Origin of the sequence: Streptomyces sp. NPDC029526 (assembly GCF_040637405.1) — a bacterium.
Lineage (GTDB): Bacteria > Actinomycetota > Actinomycetes > Streptomycetales > Streptomycetaceae > Streptomyces.
The window spans coordinates 217,691-233,215 of record NZ_JBEZWE010000001.1 but is presented as its reverse complement, the minus strand read 5'-3'; the positions used below and the strand labels follow the sequence as shown (position 1 = coordinate 233,215).

Annotated in this window: 13 protein-coding genes and 1 tRNA gene; 6 read left to right on the top strand and 8 right to left on the bottom strand. The window is 71.6% G+C overall.

Annotation, left to right across the window (positions count from 1 at the left end):
• Positions 1-93 precede the first annotated feature (93 nt).
• A complete protein-coding gene (locus AB0F01_RS01065; protein ID WP_362088990.1) occupies positions 94-897 on the bottom strand; it encodes a chitosanase in 804 nt (267 codons plus the stop codon).
• Positions 898-983: 86 nt separating this feature from the next.
• Positions 984-1,883, bottom strand: coding sequence for a hypothetical protein (locus tag AB0F01_RS01060; protein WP_362088989.1), 900 nt, complete (start codon positions 1,881-1,883; stop codon positions 984-986).
• A gap of 173 nt (positions 1,884-2,056) precedes the next feature.
• Here AB0F01_RS01060 and AB0F01_RS01055 point away from each other — a divergent pair, with 173 nt between their 5' ends.
• The 5 genes from AB0F01_RS01055 (at position 2,057) to pyk (ending at position 8,435) form a co-directional block, all read left to right on the top strand.
• Positions 2,057-2,407 (top strand): chorismate mutase, encoded by a 351-nt coding sequence (locus tag AB0F01_RS01055; protein ID WP_362088988.1) that lies wholly within the window; start codon positions 2,057-2,059, stop codon positions 2,405-2,407.
• Between the two features lie 272 nt (positions 2,408-2,679).
• On the top strand, positions 2,680-3,222 hold the full coding sequence (locus tag AB0F01_RS01050) for a response regulator (protein ID WP_362088987.1): 543 nt from the start codon (positions 2,680-2,682) through the stop codon (positions 3,220-3,222).
• Between the two features lie 47 nt (positions 3,223-3,269).
• Positions 3,270-5,774 (top strand): aminopeptidase N, encoded by a 2,505-nt coding sequence (gene pepN, locus AB0F01_RS01045; protein WP_362090165.1) that lies wholly within the window; start codon positions 3,270-3,272, stop codon positions 5,772-5,774.
• 344 nt (positions 5,775-6,118) lie between these two features.
• The gene (locus tag AB0F01_RS01040; RefSeq protein ID WP_362088986.1) at positions 6,119-6,835 is read left to right on the top strand and encodes an SIMPL domain-containing protein; all 717 of its coding nucleotides are present in this window, start codon (positions 6,119-6,121) and stop codon (positions 6,833-6,835) included.
• A gap of 163 nt (positions 6,836-6,998) precedes the next feature.
• Positions 6,999-8,435: a pyruvate kinase gene (gene pyk, locus AB0F01_RS01035; RefSeq protein ID WP_362088985.1), complete on the top strand. Its 1,437-nt coding sequence runs from the start codon at positions 6,999-7,001 to the stop codon at positions 8,433-8,435.
• A gap of 166 nt (positions 8,436-8,601) precedes the next feature.
• On the opposite strand, the gene AB0F01_RS01030 is transcribed toward pyk, so the two are convergent.
• Positions 8,602-8,674: transfer RNA gene (locus AB0F01_RS01030), tRNA-Leu, on the bottom strand.
• A 105-nt stretch (positions 8,675-8,779) separates the two neighbouring features.
• Between AB0F01_RS01030 and AB0F01_RS01025 the strand changes: the two genes are divergently transcribed.
• The gene (locus AB0F01_RS01025; protein WP_362088984.1) at positions 8,780-9,436 is read left to right on the top strand and encodes a response regulator; all 657 of its coding nucleotides are present in this window, start codon (positions 8,780-8,782) and stop codon (positions 9,434-9,436) included.
• 78 nt (positions 9,437-9,514) lie between these two features.
• Here the strand turns inward: AB0F01_RS01025 and AB0F01_RS01020 are convergent, their stop codons facing one another.
• From AB0F01_RS01020 to AB0F01_RS01000, 5 genes are all read right to left on the bottom strand, one after another.
• Complete coding sequence (locus tag AB0F01_RS01020; RefSeq protein WP_362088983.1) at positions 9,515-10,231, bottom strand: ABC transporter ATP-binding protein; 717 nt, start codon at positions 10,229-10,231, stop codon at positions 9,515-9,517.
• The gene (locus AB0F01_RS01015) at positions 10,228-11,136 is read right to left on the bottom strand and encodes an ABC transporter ATP-binding protein (protein ID WP_362088982.1); all 909 of its coding nucleotides are present in this window, start codon (positions 11,134-11,136) and stop codon (positions 10,228-10,230) included. Before AB0F01_RS01015 ends, AB0F01_RS01020 begins: the two co-directional genes overlap by 4 nt.
• A 5-nt stretch (positions 11,137-11,141) precedes the next feature.
• The gene (locus AB0F01_RS01010) at positions 11,142-12,968 is read right to left on the bottom strand and encodes a branched-chain amino acid ABC transporter permease (RefSeq protein ID WP_362088981.1); all 1,827 of its coding nucleotides are present in this window, start codon (positions 12,966-12,968) and stop codon (positions 11,142-11,144) included.
• Positions 12,969-12,973: 5 nt separating this feature from the next.
• Entirely contained in the window at positions 12,974-13,906 is a 933-nt protein-coding gene (locus AB0F01_RS01005) for a branched-chain amino acid ABC transporter permease (protein WP_362088980.1), read from the bottom strand.
• Between the two features lie 108 nt (positions 13,907-14,014).
• Positions 14,015-15,247, bottom strand: a complete 1,233-nt coding sequence (locus AB0F01_RS01000) for a branched-chain amino acid ABC transporter substrate-binding protein (protein ID WP_362088979.1) — start codon at positions 15,245-15,247, stop codon at positions 14,015-14,017.
• Positions 15,248-15,525 lie beyond the last annotated feature (278 nt).

The window sequence follows — 15,525 nt, the reverse complement described above, 5'->3', positions numbered from 1 at the left end:
ACAACGGCGTACGGCCACAGACGGCGCCCGCCCCCGTCCCCGACCGGACACCGGGGCGGGCGCCGTAGCACGTTCCCGGGGCCAGGACCCGGCTCAGGTCACCTCGTAGGACGTGCCGTACATCTCCCACTCCAGCGGGGTGTCGAGGTCCAGGTTCCCCTCGTCCAGGAAGTGGCGCTGGGCGGTGACCCTGCTGGTGTCGTGCGCGGGGTGCAGCCGGTTCATGGCCTTCCGGCGGACGTCCAGGAACACCGAGAGGTACGCCTCCTCGTCGCCCCCGTCGGCCGGGGGATCCGCCCGGCGCAGCGCCGCCGCGCGGATGCCGCCGAAGCTGGTGGGGCCGTCACCGGGGCCGTGGTAGACCATCGCGTCGTAGTACACGAACTGGCCCAGCGCGGACAGCCCGTCCCGCTCGGCGCGGCGCACCGCCGGACCGAAGTACACGGCGTCGCGCTCGGCGTCCTGCGCGGCGCGGAACGCGGGCCGCTCGGCCTCCGCCTTCCAGGCCGCGGGGAAGCCCGGGTCCAGCCCCTCGTGCGAGTCCGTGCCGTCGACCGCGCGCAGGGCGGGCAGGTACCGGGCGAGGCCGTTGCCGGGATGGTCCGCCGTGTACTTCTCGACCAGGGTCAGCAGGTCGTGGGTGCCGGTGCAGAAGCCGATGATGCCCGCCGTGTAGCCCTGGCCGTCGCCGATGTCCTCGACGTAGCCGTAGGCGCTGCGCCAGTCCAGCGTCCCGTTCTCCGCGCTCGCCACGATCTGCTGGGCCAGTTCCTTCTTCGCCGGACTCGACAGGCCCACCCCGTCCGTCTCCCTCCCGGCGGCGCCGCTTCCGGCCGACGAGCATCCCGACACCGCGACGACGACCACGCACAGGGCCGTGAGCAGGGCACGTTTCATGCGCCCAGCCTACGGAGCCGCCCCGTTCGGACGGCGTGAACGTCCCGTCCCGCGAGGGCGGGCGGGCCGGGCGCGGGCGGGCCGCTTCAGGTGTCGCACTCCAGCACCGTCCGGCACAGACCGCAGCGGGCCCGCACCCGCCCCCGCACCGGCACCCGGATGCGCTGCCGGCAGGTCGGGCAGGGGAAGGACACCTTCAGGGGGCCGTGGTCGTCCGGCGCGAACCGGTAGGGGACGTCGGACGAGGCGGGCGGGCCGGCCCGCTGCTCTTGGGCCTGCCGGCGGTCACGGGCGTACCGGCGGCGGCCCACCCAGCCGGCCGCCGTCAGCGGCGGCTGCTGCCCGTCCCGCCGGGCCAGCGCCAGGCCCTTGCCGTACGCCGTGTACGCCTGGGCGCTGGTGAACCACACCGACGGGTCCTCGCCGAAGAACAGCGACCGCTTCGCCAGCACGTACCCGAACTCCTCCGGCGTGAGGTACCCCAGCTTCTGCGAGGACGCCCCGTCCTCGCGGAACGCGTCCAGCAGCAGCCACCCCGCCCCCAGGTAGGTCGCCGCCGTGTCGGTGAGGATCTCGTTCTCCCGTGTGGTGGGGAAGGACAGCCCCAGGCGGTGCAGGTACACGTGCATCACCTCGTGCGCCAGCGCCGCCCCGATGTCCCGCCGATGCGTGCGGAACCGGTCGTTCAGCTCCACGAAGTACTCGGGCCCCGCCGTCAGTTCGACGTTCGCCGCGTGCGTCATCGCGCGGAAGCCGACGATCAGCCGCGCCTCGGGCAGCCGGTAGTGGCGCACCAGTTCCCGGGCCACCCGCTGCGCGCCCAGATGCAGGTCGTCGGTGTCGCAGAACGCCACGTCGGCCGGGGCGACACTCGTCGAGAACGTCCGGACCGTGTCCGGGGTGAGCCGCCGGTACAGCGCCGTGATGGCCTCCCGCACCGTCTCCAGGTGCGGGAAGCCGTGCTCGACCGGACCGCCGTTCGCCACGCCTCACCCCCGCGGACGTCCTGAACCCTGTTCCACTGTACGGTCCGGCCCGTCCCGCGCACCCCCGCCGCCGCCCGCCCCGGCACCCCGCACACGGTGCGCCGCCCGCCGCCCGTGACCAGTCGGCGGACCGTCCCGGCCCCGGGCGCCCCCGGCCCGTAGGCTGACGCCCCATGACCACCAGCTCCACCGGTACCGAAGACGTCGACCCCGCCGTGCGCGCGGAACTCACCCGGCTGCGCGACAGCATCGACAACATCGACGCCGCCGTCGTCCACATGCTCGCCGAGCGCTTCAAGTGCACCCAGCAGGTCGGCCGGCTCAAGGCCGAGCACCGGCTGCCGCCCGCCGACCCGGCCCGGGAGGCCCGGCAGATCGCCCGGCTGCGCGACCTCGCGGAGAACGCCCGGCTCGACCCGGCCTTCGCGGAGAAGTTCCTGAACTTCATCGTCGCCGAGGTGATCCGCCACCACGAACGCATCGCCGAGGACACCGCGGGCGCCACCGGCCGCCCGGCGGGCTGAACCGCCGGACGCCGCCGCCCGCCCGGCGGGCTGAACCGCCGGACGCCGCCGCCCGCCCGGCTGACCGCGGGAGCCGCTGACCGCCGCCCGCCCGCCCGGCCGGCCGCCGGCGCCACCACCCCCTCCGGGCGCCCGACCGCGGGCGCCCTTCCCCGGGGAGTGACAGGAGCGCGTGCGCGGGGCATCCTATGGGCACTCCTTGTCAGCCGGCGGACACCTTCCGTCAGCGCCCGGCCGAGACTCCGGTCCCCTTACGAGGAGGGACGTCCGCCATGCCCCGGGATGCCAGGATCCTCATCGTCGACGGCCACGACGACACCCTGTACGCGCTGGAGAGCGCCCTCGCCCCGCTGGGCCGCCCCCTGGGCCGGGCCACCACCGGCGAGGCGGCCTTGAAACAACTGCTGCGCGGGAACGTCGGACTGGTCCTGCTCAACCTGCGCCTCCCCGGCACCGGCGGCCTGGACGTGGTCGGCTACATGCGGCGCCTGGAACAGACCCAGCACATCCCGGTCGTGCTGCTCACCGCGCACGGCCGCGACCGCGAGTTCGGCGCCGCCGCCTACGCCCTCGGCGTCGCCGACGTGGTCGCCAAGCCCGTCGACCCCTGGACCCTGCGCATCAAGGTCCGCCACCTCTACGACGCGCACCAGCGCCGCCTCGCCCTCGAACGCGAACTGCGCGACCTGCGGGCCCGCCTCGCCCCGGTCCCCGCGACCGCCCGCCCGGCCCTGCCGCACCCGCACCCGCACCCCCACCTGCCCCCCGGACATCCCACGGGGGCGCACGGGGAGCTCGCACCGGACCGGACATAGGCCGCGTACCGGACCGACCCTGTGCCGTGCCGACGCCATCGGGCAGCATGGCCTGCATGTCCGTACTGACGCGCGACGAAGCGCAGAACCGAGCACAGCTCCTCGACGTCCACCGGTACACCGTCGAACTCGACCTGACCGTCGGGGAGGAGACCTTCGACTCCCGCACCGCGATCTCCTTCACCGTTCTCGCGGACCGGGACGCCACGGACACCTTCGTCGAGGTCAAGCCCGCCGAACTGCGCTCCGTCACCCTCGACGGACAACCCCTCGACCCCGGGATCCTGGACGGCAACCGCCTGCCGCTGAAGGGTCTCGCCCCCGGCGGGCACGAACTCCGCGTCGACGCGCGCATGCGCTACTCCCGCACCGGTGAGGGCATGCACCGCTTCACCGACCCCACCGACGGCGAGACCTACGTCTACACCCAGCTCTTCCTGGACGACGTGCAGCGCGTGTTCGCCGCGTTCGACCAGCCCGACCTCAAGGCCGTCTTCGAGCTGAGCATCACCGCCCCGCCCGCCTGGACCGTCCTCGCCAACGGCGTCACCGAACACCTCGGCGACGGCCGCTGGCGGGCCGCCCCCACCCCGCTCATCCCCACCTACCTCGTCGCCGTCGCCGCCGGCCCCTGGCACAGCGTCCGCGCCGAACACCGCGGCCTGCCCTTCGGCCTGCACTGCCGCCGCTCGCTGGCCCCCCACCTCGACGCCGACGCCGACGAACTCCTCGACATCACCCGCGCCTGCTTCGACCGCTACCACGAGAAGTTCGAGGAGCCCTACCCCTTCGACTCCTACGACCAGGCGTTCGTCCCCGAGTTCAACGCCGGCGCCATGGAGAACCCGGGCCTGGTCACCTTCCGCGACGAGTTCGTCTACCGCTCCGCCGTCACCGACACCGAGCGCCAGACCCGCGCCATGGTCATCGCCCACGAGATGGCCCACATGTGGTTCGGCGACCTCGTCACCCTCACCTGGTGGGACGACATCTGGCTCAACGAGTCCTTCGCCGAGTACATGGGCTACCAGATCACCTCCGAGGCCACCCGGTTCACCGACACCTGGACGGACTTCGGCGTCGCCCGCAAGACCTGGGGCTACGACGCCGACCAGCGCCCCTCCACCCACCCCGTCGCCCCCGAGCACGTCGAGGACACCGCCTCCGCGCTGCTCAACTTCGACGGCATCTCCTACGCCAAGGGCGCCTCCGCCCTGCGCCAGCTCGTCGCCTGGCTGGGCGAGAAGGACTTCCTGGCCGGCATCAACGTCCACTTCTCCCGGCACCGCTTCGCCAACGCCACCCTGGCGGACTTCATCGACTCCCTGGCCGCCGCCACCGACCGCGACGTCCACGCCTGGGCCGACGCCTGGCTGCGCACCACCGGCGTCGACCGGCTCACCGCCGACGTCGACTCCCGCCCCGGCCAGTGGACCCTCGCCCTCGGCCGCGACGGCCACCGGCCGCACCGCGTCACCGTCGGCGTCTACGATCGCGACCTCGGCGGCGGACGCGCCCTGGTCCTGCGGGAACGCTTCGAGACCGACGTCCCCGCGGACGCCGGCCCGGTGACCCGCCCCGGCACCCACCCCGCCCTCGTCGTGCCCAACGACCTGGACCTCACCTACGCCAAGATCCGCCTCGACGACACCTCCCTCGAAACGGTGCTGCGCGGCCTGTCCGGCATCCCCGACGCCCTCACCCGGGCCGTCGTGTGGAACTCCCTGCGCGACATGGTCCGCGACGGCGAACTCGCCCCCGGCGACTACCTCGCCACCGCCTGCGCCCACCTGCCCGAGGAGACCGATCTGGCGCTGGTGCAGGGCGTCCTGGCGTTCACCGCCACCCACGTCACCGACCGCTACCTCGCTCCCGACCGGCGGCCCGCCGCGCTCGGCGCCCTCACCGGCCTGTGCCGCGACCTCCTGCGCCGCACCGAGGACGGCGACCACCCCGGCCTGCGGCTGATCGCCGTGCGGCACTTCATCGACGCCGCCGCGCACCCCGAGACCATCACCACCTGGCTCGACGACGGCACCGTCCCCGGCGGCCCCGAACTCGACCCCGAGCTGCGCTGGCGGATCCTCGCCCGCCTCGCCGTCCTCGGTGCCACCGACGAGGCGGCCATCGCCGCCGAACTGGAACACGACCCGAGCGCCACCGGGCAGGAGGGCGCCGCCCGCTGCCGCGCCGCCCTGCCCGACGAGGACGCCAAGGCCCGCGCCTGGCAGGCCATGTTCGCCTCCGACGACCTGTCGAACTACCTGTTCACCGCCACCGCCCGGGGCTTCTGGCAGCCCGAACAGGCCGACCTGGTCCGCCCGTACGTGGCCCGCTACTACGAGGACGTGGTGCCGCTCGCGGCCCGCCGCGGCCCCGCCATCGCCGAGGCCGCCGGCCACTGGGCGTTCCCGGCCCACGCCGTCGACGCCGAGCACCTGGGCCTGGGCGAGCGGTGCCTGCGCGAGGGCGACCCGGTGCCCGCCCTGCGCCGCAGGCTCACCGACCAACTCGACGACCTCGCCCGCGCCCTGCGCGTCCAGGAGGCGTGACGGGGGCGGGCACCCGGGCCCGGCGGCACCGCCCGGGGCGGGCGGGGGGTCTGGGGCCGGGCACCCCCGCCGGCGCGGCCTCCGGCCTCCCGGACGGGGCGCCGCGGGGGACCGGCATCCTCTGCGCGGTGACCTCTCAACGGCGGGGGCCGACGGCCGGGGCGTCCCGGGACCGTGCCGCCGCCGTGGCCGGGTGCCGGTGACGCCGTCGGCCCCCCGGGCCGACGTGAGCCACCGCTTCCGCGGGCCCGCCCGCTGACCGGCCCGCTGTGGAGACGGGGGAGACCACTGTGGGAACGGGAAAGACCGCTGTGGGAACGGGCGTGAGCTGACACAGTGGGCGTATGGCCACCCCCCACGACGGACGCCCGGCGCCGCGGTCCGGTACGTACGGCACGCCCGCGGCCCCCCACCTCGCCGTGCGCGGGGAGGCCCGTCTCGACGTCGCCCCCGAACTCGCCCGCCTCGACATCACCGTCGGCGCCCGGGGCCGCGACCGGCGCGCCACCCTCGACGACCTGACCCGCCGCAACGCCACGGCCCTCGACCTCGTCAGGTCCTACGGTGACGGCGTCGAGCGCCTGGAGACCGGCAGTCTCACCGTGACGCCGGAACTCGGCCCCCGGGGCCGGGGCGAGCGCGTCCGCAGTCACCACGGCACGGTCCGTCTCGCCGCCGAGCTGAGCGACTTCACCGTGCTGGGGGACCTCGCCACCCGTCTCGCCGACCTGGAGCTGACCCGTGTCGAGGGCCCCTGGTGGTCCCTGCGGCCCGACTCGCCCGCCCACCGCCGGGCCCGGCAGGAGGCGGTCCACGACGCGGTCCGGCGGGCCCGTGAGTACGCCGAGGCCCTGGGCACCGCCCTCGACGCCCTCGTGGAGCTGGCCGACTCCGGCGTCCCGGACGTGAGGCACCCGGAGTCCTTCGCCGGGATGCGGTCGCGCGGCTTCGCCCGCTCCGCCGCCGGCGAGGAGCCGCCGCCCCTGGACCTGGAGCCGCAGCGGCAGCGGGTCCACGCGGAGGTCACGGCCCGCTTCACCCTGGTGCCGCCGGACCTCTAACCAGGCCCCGTGCCGGAATTCCGTACCGCGATCCGGCGCCGGCGTGCTCGTCCGAGCGTCCTGGCGCACATGTCGAAGGGTGTCGGCAACGCTTCACCGAGGCGCTTTCGAACCGTCACGGGACGCCACGTGCCTACTGGACGGTAAGCCATAGGCTCGTACCATGCGCCGAGCGAAAATCGTCTGCACCCTGGGCCCCGCCACCGATGCCTACGACCGGATCAAGGACCTGGTCGACGCGGGAATGGACGTGGCCCGTTTCAACCTCAGCCACGGCAGTCACGCCGAGCACGAGGAGCGCTACCGACGGGTGCGCAAGGCCGCCGACGAGACCGGTCGCAGCGTGGGACTCCTGGCCGATCTCCAAGGCCCGAAGATCCGGCTCGGCGAGTTCGCCGAGGGGCCGGTACTTCTCGAACGCGGTGACTCCTTCACCATCACCGTGGAGGAGGGCGCCGAGGGCGACCGGCACCGGTGCGGCACCACCTACGCGGGCCTCGCCGACGACGTCACCCCGGGCGAGCGCATCCTCGTCGACGACGGCAGGGTCACCCTCGAAGTCACCGCCGTGGAAGGGCCGGAGGTCCGCACGACGGTCGTGGAGGGCGGGGTCGTCTCCGACCACAAGGGCCTCAACCTGCCCGGCGTCGCCGTGTCCGTCCCGGCCCTGTCCAAGAAGGACGAGGACGACCTCCGCTGGGCCCTGCGGACCGGATTCGACATCATCGCGCTCTCCTTCGTCCGCAGCGGCCGGGACATCAAGGAGGTCCACCGCATCATGGACGAGGAGGGCCGTCGCCTTCCGGTCGTCGCGAAGATCGAGAAGCCCCAGGCGGTCGAGAACATCGACGACATCGTGGCCGCCTTCGACGCCATCATGGTGGCGCGCGGGGACCTCGGCGTCGAGATGCCCCTCGAACTCGTCCCCATCGTGCAGAAGCGCGCCATCAAGCTGGCCCAGCGCAACGCCAAACCGGTCATCGTCGCCACACAGATGCTCGACTCGATGATCGACCACGTCCGGCCCACCCGTGCCGAGGCGTCGGACGTGGCGAACGCGGTCATCGACGGCACGGACGCCGTGATGCTCTCCGGCGAGACCAGCGTCGGCAAGCACGCCACGGAGACCGTCCGCACCATGGCCCGCATCATCGAGGCCGCCGAGGAGGACATCCTCGCCAAGGGGCTGCCGCCGCTGACCGACCGCAACAAGCCCCGCACCCAGGGCGGGGCGATGGCCCGCGCGGCGGCCGAGATCGGCGACTTCCTGGGCGCCCGCTTCCTCGTCGCCTTCACCCAGTCCGGCGACACCGCCCGCCGCCTGTCCCGCTACCGCTCGCCGATCCCGCTGCTCGCCTTCACCCCGGACCCGGCCACCCGGTCCCAACTCAGCCTGTCCTGGGGGGTGGAGACCTTCCTGGGCCCGCACGTGGAGTCCACCGACGCCATGGTCGACCAGGTGGACGAGATGCTGCTGAAGTACGCCCGGTGCGAGAAGGGGGAGACGGCCGTCATCACGGCGGGCTCCCCGCCGGGGGTCTCCGGCTCCACCAACCTGGTCCGCGTCCACCACATCGGCGAGGACGACAGCCCGAAGTGAGACCCCCGGCCCCGGCAGGTCGGGGGGTGCGGTGCGGGGCATCCCGCGAGGGATCGAGGAGGGGTGCCGCGGCGCCGCGCCGGAGTTACGGGGAAGGATCCGGGGGGCCGGTCACGGGGGCGTATCGGCCCACTCCCGGGAAGAGACCTTGTAATCGGAGGAAAAGTACCCCGGGTCGGATTCGAACCGACGCTGGATGGTGTTTGAGACCATTGCCTCTACCGCTGGGCTACCGGGGCGCCCTTCGAAACGAAGGTCGGCGGTCACCCGCCGTTCACCCACCTTACCGCAGCTCGGTACGCTCTTGTCAGCAGTACCGGCCTGCCCCGCACCAAGGAGCCCACGTGAGCGCCCCCGAGTCGCCCCAGCCCGTCGACGTGCCCGATGACGACCAGTCGCACGTGCCCCCGATGACGACCCGTGTCGTCATCGCCGAGGACGAGGCGCTGATCCGGCTCGACCTCAAGGAGATGCTGGAGGAGGAGGGCTACACGGTCGTCGGCGAGGCCGGCGACGGCGAACGGGCCGTCGAACTCGCCCGGGAGCACCAGCCCGACCTGGTGATCCTCGACGTCAAGATGCCCAAGCTGGACGGCATCTCGGCGGCCGAGAAGATCGCCGAGGAGCGCATCGCGCCGGTGCTGATGCTGACCGCGTTCTCCCAGCGCGAGCTGGTGGAGCGGGCCCGGGACGCCGGGGCGATGGCGTACCTGGTGAAGCCGTTCTCCAAGAGCGACGTGGTGCCGGCGATCGAGATGGCGGTCTCCCGGTTCACCGAGCTGAAGGAGCTGGAACGCGAGGTCGCCGACCTCAGCCAGCGGCTGGAGACGCGCAAGCTGGTGGAGCGCGCCAAGTCGATCCTGCAGACCGGGTACGGGCTGACCGAGCCCGCGGCGTTCCGCTGGATCCAGAAGACCTCGATGGACCGGCGGATGTCCATGCAGCAGGTCGCCCAGGCGGTCATCGACGACGCCGAGGAGAAGAAGGCCGCCAAGGGCTGACGGACACCCGCCGGCACGCCACGAGGCCCGCGCCCCCCGAAGGGGACGCGGGCCTCGCTCTCGTGCGGTGCGGGGGTGTCAGTCCTCGCCGAGGTACGCCTTGCGCACGGACTCGTCGTGCAGCAGGTCGCGCCCGGTGCCGGACAGGACGATGTTGCCGGTCTCCATCACGTGGCCCTGGTCGGCCAGGGACAGCGCCGCCTGGGCGTTCTGCTCGACCAGCAGGATGGTGGTGCCCTGCGCCTTCAGCTCCGCGATGGTCGCCATGATCTTCTGCATCATGATCGGCGAGAGACCCATGGAGGGCTCGTCGAGCATCAGCAGCTTGGGCTGGGACATGAGGGCCCGGCCCATGGCGAGCATCTGCTGCTCACCGCCGGAGAGGGTTCCGGCGGCCTGCTTGCGGCGCTCCCCGAGGATGGGGAACAGGTCGTAGGCGCGCTTGATGTCCTTCTCGATGCCCGCCTTGTCGCTGCGCAGGAAGGCACCGAGGCGGAGGTTGTCCTCGATGGTCATGCGCGGGAAGATGTGCCGCCCCTCGGGGGAGTGGGCGAGCCCGTGGGACACGATGTCGTGGGGCGGGATCTTCTTCAGCGACTTGCCGTTGAACCTGATCTGGCCGCCGACCGGCTTCAGCAGGCCGGACAGGGTCCGCAGGGTGGTGGTCTTCCCGGCGCCGTTGGTGCCGATGAGAGTGACCACTTCGCCGGCCTCGACCTTGAAGGAGATGCCCTTGACGGCCTGGATCTTGCCGTAGGCGACCTTGAGGTCTTCGACTTCGAGGAGTGCGGTCATCGGTCGTTCTCCTTGCCGGGCGCTGCGTCGGTGGTGGCCTCGGCGGCTGCTTCCGCCGCTTCGACCTCGGCCGCCTCCTCGGCGCCGGGGTCGTCCGCGATGGGCTCTCCGATGTAGGCGGCGATGACGCGTTCGTCGCCCTGGACGGTCGCCGGGTCGCCCTCCACCAGCTTCTGGCCCTGGACCAGGACGGCGACGCGGTCGCAGAGGTTGAAGATGAACCGCATGTCGTGCTCGATCACCAGGACCGCGATGCCCTTGTCCCGGATGGCGAACACGAGTTCTTCGGTCTCGCGGGTCTCCTGGGGGTTCATGCCCGCGGTGGGCTCGTCCAGGAGGAGCAGCCCCGGCTCGCTGGCGAGCGCGCGGGAGATCTCCAGCCGCCGCTGCTCGCCGTAGGGGAGGTTGCGGGCGAGGTGGTCGGCCTTGTCGGCGAGGCCGACGAACTCCAGCAGCTCCATGGCCCGTTCGCGGGAGGCCGCCTCGGCGCGGTGGAAGCCCGGGCCGCGCAGGAGGGCGGACCAGAGCCCTTCCTTGGTGCGGGTGTGGCGGCCGACGAGGACGTTCTCCAGCACCGTCATGTTGCCGAACAGCCGGATGTTCTGGAACGTCCGGGCGATGCCGGCGGCGGTCACCTTGAAGGACTTGGGCGGCAGGACCTTGCCCTTGTAGCGGACTTCGCCCTCGGTGGGGATGTACAGACCGGTCAGGCAGTTGAAGAAGGTGGTCTTCCCCGCGCCGTTGGGCCCGATGAGTCCGACGATCTCCCCGCTGTTCACGGTGAGGTCGACCTCGCGGACGGCGGTGAGGCCGCCGAAGCGCATGGTCACGCCGCGGGCGTCGAGGATCGTCTCGCCCTTGGCGGCGCCGGCGGACGCGCTCTTGGTGGTGGTGTCGGTTGTCATGGTGGTCAGGCCCCTGCCTTGCTGAGGACTGTCGGCGCTTCGGCATCCTCGTGGAACTCGAGCTGACGGCGCCGGTTGGGGATGAGGCCCTCGGGCCGGAAGCGCATGAGCAGGACGAGCGCGAGGCCGAAGGCGAGGAGCTGGTAGTCGCCGAGGAACTGGAGCTTGGCGGGGATGAGGTAGAGCAGCGCCGCGCCGACCAGCGGTCCGCTGATGGTGCCCATGCCGCCGAGGACGACGGCGGCCAGCAGGAAGGCGCTGTTGGGCGGGACCACGTGGGCGAACATGTACTGCTCCGGCGTCACGGTGTAGGTGACGTGCGCCTGCACCGTGCCCGCCAGGCCGGCGAGGGTGGCGCCCAGGGCGAAGGCGATCAGCTTGACCCGGAAGCCGTTGATGCCCATGGCGCGGGCCGCGGTCTCGTCCTCGCGGATGGCGACCCAGGCCCGCCCGATGCGGGAGTCGCTGCTGCGCCGGAAGACCACCACGACGACCAGCGTGATGAGCAGCATCAGCAGGAAGTAGTTGGCGAACCGGGCGATGGTGAACCCGAAGATGGTGTGCTCCTGGCCGAAGTCGAAGCCCAGGATGTTCAGGTTCGGGATCGAGGAGATGCCGTTGGAGCCGTTGGTGACGTCGGGTCCGGAGGTGCCGTCGGTGTTGAGGACGGCGATGCGGAAGATCTCACCGAAGCCCAGGGTGACGATGGCGAGGTAGTCGCCGCGCAGCCGGAGCGTCGGGGCGCCGATGAGGACACCGAAGATCATGGCGACGAAGGCGCCGAGGAGGGCGCTGGCCCAGAACGGCAGCTGGATGTCGAACGGGCTGGACGGGCTGCCGGAGACCATGGCGGCGGTGTAGGCGCCGACGCCGAGGAAGGCGACGTACCCGAGGTCCAGGAGGCCGGCCAGGCCGACGACGATGTTCAGGCCCAGGGCGACGGTGGCGAAGATCAGGATGTAGACGCCGATGGTGGCGTACTGGTCGTCGGACTGGGTGAAGGGGAAGGCCGCCGCCGCGACGAACGCACCGATCATGGTGACGTTGCGGTGCTTGGCGGTGATCGCGGAGACCCGGTTGATCAGGCCGGCCTTGAGGAGGGCCGCGAAGCCGAACCCGGCCGTGATCAGGAAGCCGATGAACAGCTCGTCGTACTCGGTGGCGATGCCGTAGGTGAAGACCAGCAGGCCCACGGCGAGGGTGGCGACGATGATGAGGATCTCGGCGTAGGAGGGCAGCGGGCGCGGGGCGCGGGTGCGGCCGGTGGCTATGGAGGCGCGCAGGACGGCGAAGCCGTCACGGGCGTCGTGGCGGAACTTCTCCCAGCCGGTGTCGTCGGGGTCGTGCGGGTCGGGCTCCGGCCGCTCGAACGGCAGGGAAAGCGCGCCCACGACGGCGACGAGGGTGGCGACCGCGGCGACCCAGGCGCCGGGCTCCAGGTTGACCAGTCCGCCGAGCGTCGCGGACATGGCGAGCACGGTGTACCAGGTCGTGCCGAGGGCGGCGAGCGCGGACAGCTTCATGGCGCTGTCCGCGCCGGCCGGCGTCAGCCACTGCAGGCCCTTGACGCCGTAGGAGGCGAGGCCGAACAGCGCGGTGAGGGCGCCGCCGATGAGGACCAGGACCTGCAGGCCGCCCGGGTAGCCGTAGACCGTCAGGTCACCGGGGAACGCGGAGGTCCACGTCCAGGCGAGGAAGGTCGACAGGACGGTGAGGACGCCACCGCCGGTGGCGAGGGCGCGGCCGACGGGCTCCGGGAGGCCGATGAGGCCCCTGGAGGGCTCGACGGCGGGGGAGTCGGGGGTCTTTGCTGTGGTGGTCTGTGTCGTCATCGGTGTCACGCCCTGTCCGCCACGCGCTCGCCGAGCAGACCCTGCGGCCTGAAGAGGAGCACGAGGATGAGGAGTACGAAGGCCCAGACGTCGGCCCAGGACTGGCTGCCGAACTGCTGCATGCCGGGGATGTCGGAGATGTAGGCGGTGGACAGCGCCTCGGCGACGCCGAGGACCAGGCCGCCGAGCATGGCGCCGTAGATGTTGCCGATGCCCCCGAGGACGGCCGCGGTGAAGGCCTTCAGACCGAGGATGAAGCCCATGCGGAAGTCGATCTGGCCGTACTTCAGGCCGTAGGCGACTCCTCCCACGGCGGCGAAGACGGCGCCGAGGGCGAACGCGATGACGATGATGCGGTCGGTGTTGACACCCATCAGCTTGGCGGTGTCCGGGTCCTGGGCGGTGGCCTGCATGCCGCGCCCGGTCCGGGTGCGCATGACGAAGTAGCCGAGGATGGCCATGCTCAGCGGGGCGGCGCAGAACAGGAAGACGTCACCGGTCTGGATGGTGACGGAGCCGAACTCGAAGGGCCCGCCGGGGATGCTGGGGAAGGTCCGGGCGGACTTCGCCTCGGGGTACCAGGCCCAGACGGCCTGCTGGAGGGCCAGCGACAGGCCGATGGCCGTGATGAGCGGCGCGAGGCGGGGTGCGCCGCGCAGGGGACGGTAGGCGAACCGTTCCGCCCCGACGGCCACGGTGGTGGCCACGATCATCGCTCCGATGATCATGAGGGGCAGGGCGATCAGCATGGAGGTGCCGTCGGGCAGGATGTAGACGTAGACCGTGAGCGCGCCGAAGGCGCCGGTCATGAAGATCTCGCCGTGGGCGAAGTTGATGAGCTGGACAATGCCGTAGACCATTGTGTAGCCGAGGGCGACCAGCCCGTACATGGATCCCAGTAGCAGGCCGTTGACCAGCTGCTGCGGCAGTTCGTTCACCGCATGTCCTCCGAGACGTTCGGAAAGTTCGACGGATGGGGCCGGATGCGAGCCGCGCGGGGCGCCAGTGGTGCGGCGCCCCGCGCGGCTCGTTGGTGCTGGGCTGGGTCAGCCGGTGAAGGTGCCGGACTTGACGTCCTTCCAGTCGCCGTTCTCGACGGCGTAGACGGTCAGCTGCTTGTTGGTGGCGTCGCCGAACTCGTCGAAGGAGACCTTGCCGGTGACTCCGTCGAAGGAGACGTTCTGCATGGCCGCGGTGACCTTCTCGCGGGCGTCGTCGGGGAGCTTGCCGTCGTTGTCCTCGACGACCTTCTTCACGGCCTCGATGATCGCCCAGGCCGAGTCGTAGGAGTAGCCGCCGTAGGCCTCGAAGTCCTCCTTGTAGCCCTCGGCCTTGTAGTTGGCCACGAACTCCTTGGCGGAGGGCAGCTCCTCGACCGGCGCGCCGACCGAGGTGGCGAGGTCGCCGGTGCCGCTGGCGCCGGCCAGCTTGATGAAGTCGGCGCTGTAGATGCCGTCGCCGCCGACCAGCGGGATCTTGGCCCCGGCGGCCTTGATCTGCTTGCTGAGCGGGCCGGCCTGCGGGTACTCGCCGCCGTAGTAGACCACGTCGGCGCCGGAGTTCTTCACCTTGGTGGCGACCGCGGAGAAGTCCTTGGTCTCGGGGTTGATGTGCTCGGTGCCGACGACCTTGCCGCCGAGCTTCTTGAACTCCTCGGTGAAGGTGGCCGCGAGGCCGGCGCCGTAGGTCTTCTTGTCGTCGATGACGAAGACCTTGCGCTTCTTGGAGTCGTTGTACAGGTACTGCGCGGCGAACGGGCCCTGGATGGCGTCCGTCGTCGACGTACGGAAGTACGACTTGTACGGACGGACCTTGTTCGTCTGCCAGTCCTGGCCCTGGGAGAGGGACGGGTTGGTGTTGGCCGGCGAGACCTGGACCAGCTTGGCGTCGTCGAAGACCTTCTGCATGGACTCGCCGACGGAGGAGTTCAGCGGGCCGACGACGCCGAGGACGTCGTCGTTGGCGACCAGCTTGGTGGCGTTCTGCTGGCCCGAGGAGGGCTGCGCCTGGTCGTCCAGCGCCTCGATCTTGAAGGTGACGCCCTCGACGACCTTCTCCTTGTTGGCGGTCTTGGCCGCGAGGTCGACGGAGTTCTTGATGCCGAGACCCAGTGCCGACAGGTCGCCGGTCAGCGGCGCGTCGACGCCGATGACGACGGTGGTGCCACCGTTCCCGGAGTCCGAGCCGCCGCCGTTGTCGTCGCGCGAGCCGCAGGCGGTGAGGGTGAGTGCTCCCGCTGCCAGCGCGGCGGTGATGGCGATGAGCGAACGTTGACGCACGATCCAGTCCTTTCCCCTGACAACCGCTTCCCGGTGGAAACGGCCGAGTCGAGCGCTGGGCCGAAATGACGAGTGACAATCGGGCGGCGCGGTGACTGGCCGTGACTCTAAGCGGGTGTGGGGAACGTGGAGGAGGGTCTGGCCAAGGCTGTGACTCTCTTGTTATGACACGACGTATTGCAGAGCGGTACTGAGTGGGGGGAACGGCGGAATTCTCGCCGTTTTGCCCTGTCCGCATCCTGAGAAACCGCAGGACCCGAGCGGGTCGGTTCAGGCGT

What these genes read in the sequence shown, in the direction of transcription:
- AB0F01_RS01055 (WP_362088988.1), top strand. Translation starts at nt 2,057, where the DNA reads ATGACCACCAGCTCCACCGGTACCGAAGACGTCGACCCCGCCGTGCGC.
- AB0F01_RS01050 (WP_362088987.1), top strand. Translation starts at nt 2,680, where the DNA reads ATGCCCCGGGATGCCAGGATCCTCATCGTCGACGGCCACGACGACACC.
- AB0F01_RS01040 (WP_362088986.1), top strand. Translation starts at nt 6,119, where the DNA reads ATGGCCACCCCCCACGACGGACGCCCGGCGCCGCGGTCCGGTACGTAC.
- AB0F01_RS01015 (WP_362088982.1), bottom strand. Translation starts at nt 11,136, where the DNA reads ATGACAACCGACACCACCACCAAGAGCGCGTCCGCCGGCGCCGCCAAG.
- AB0F01_RS01020 (WP_362088983.1), bottom strand. Translation starts at nt 10,231, where the DNA reads ATGACCGCACTCCTCGAAGTCGAAGACCTCAAGGTCGCCTACGGCAAG.
- pyk (WP_362088985.1), top strand. Translation starts at nt 6,999, where the DNA reads ATGCGCCGAGCGAAAATCGTCTGCACCCTGGGCCCCGCCACCGATGCC.
- pepN (WP_362090165.1), top strand. Translation starts at nt 3,270, where the DNA reads ATGGCCTGCATGTCCGTACTGACGCGCGACGAAGCGCAGAACCGAGCA.
- AB0F01_RS01065 (WP_362088990.1), bottom strand. Translation starts at nt 897, where the DNA reads ATGAAACGTGCCCTGCTCACGGCCCTGTGCGTGGTCGTCGTCGCGGTG.
- AB0F01_RS01010 (WP_362088981.1), bottom strand. Translation starts at nt 12,968, where the DNA reads ATGACGACACAGACCACCACAGCAAAGACCCCCGACTCCCCCGCCGTC.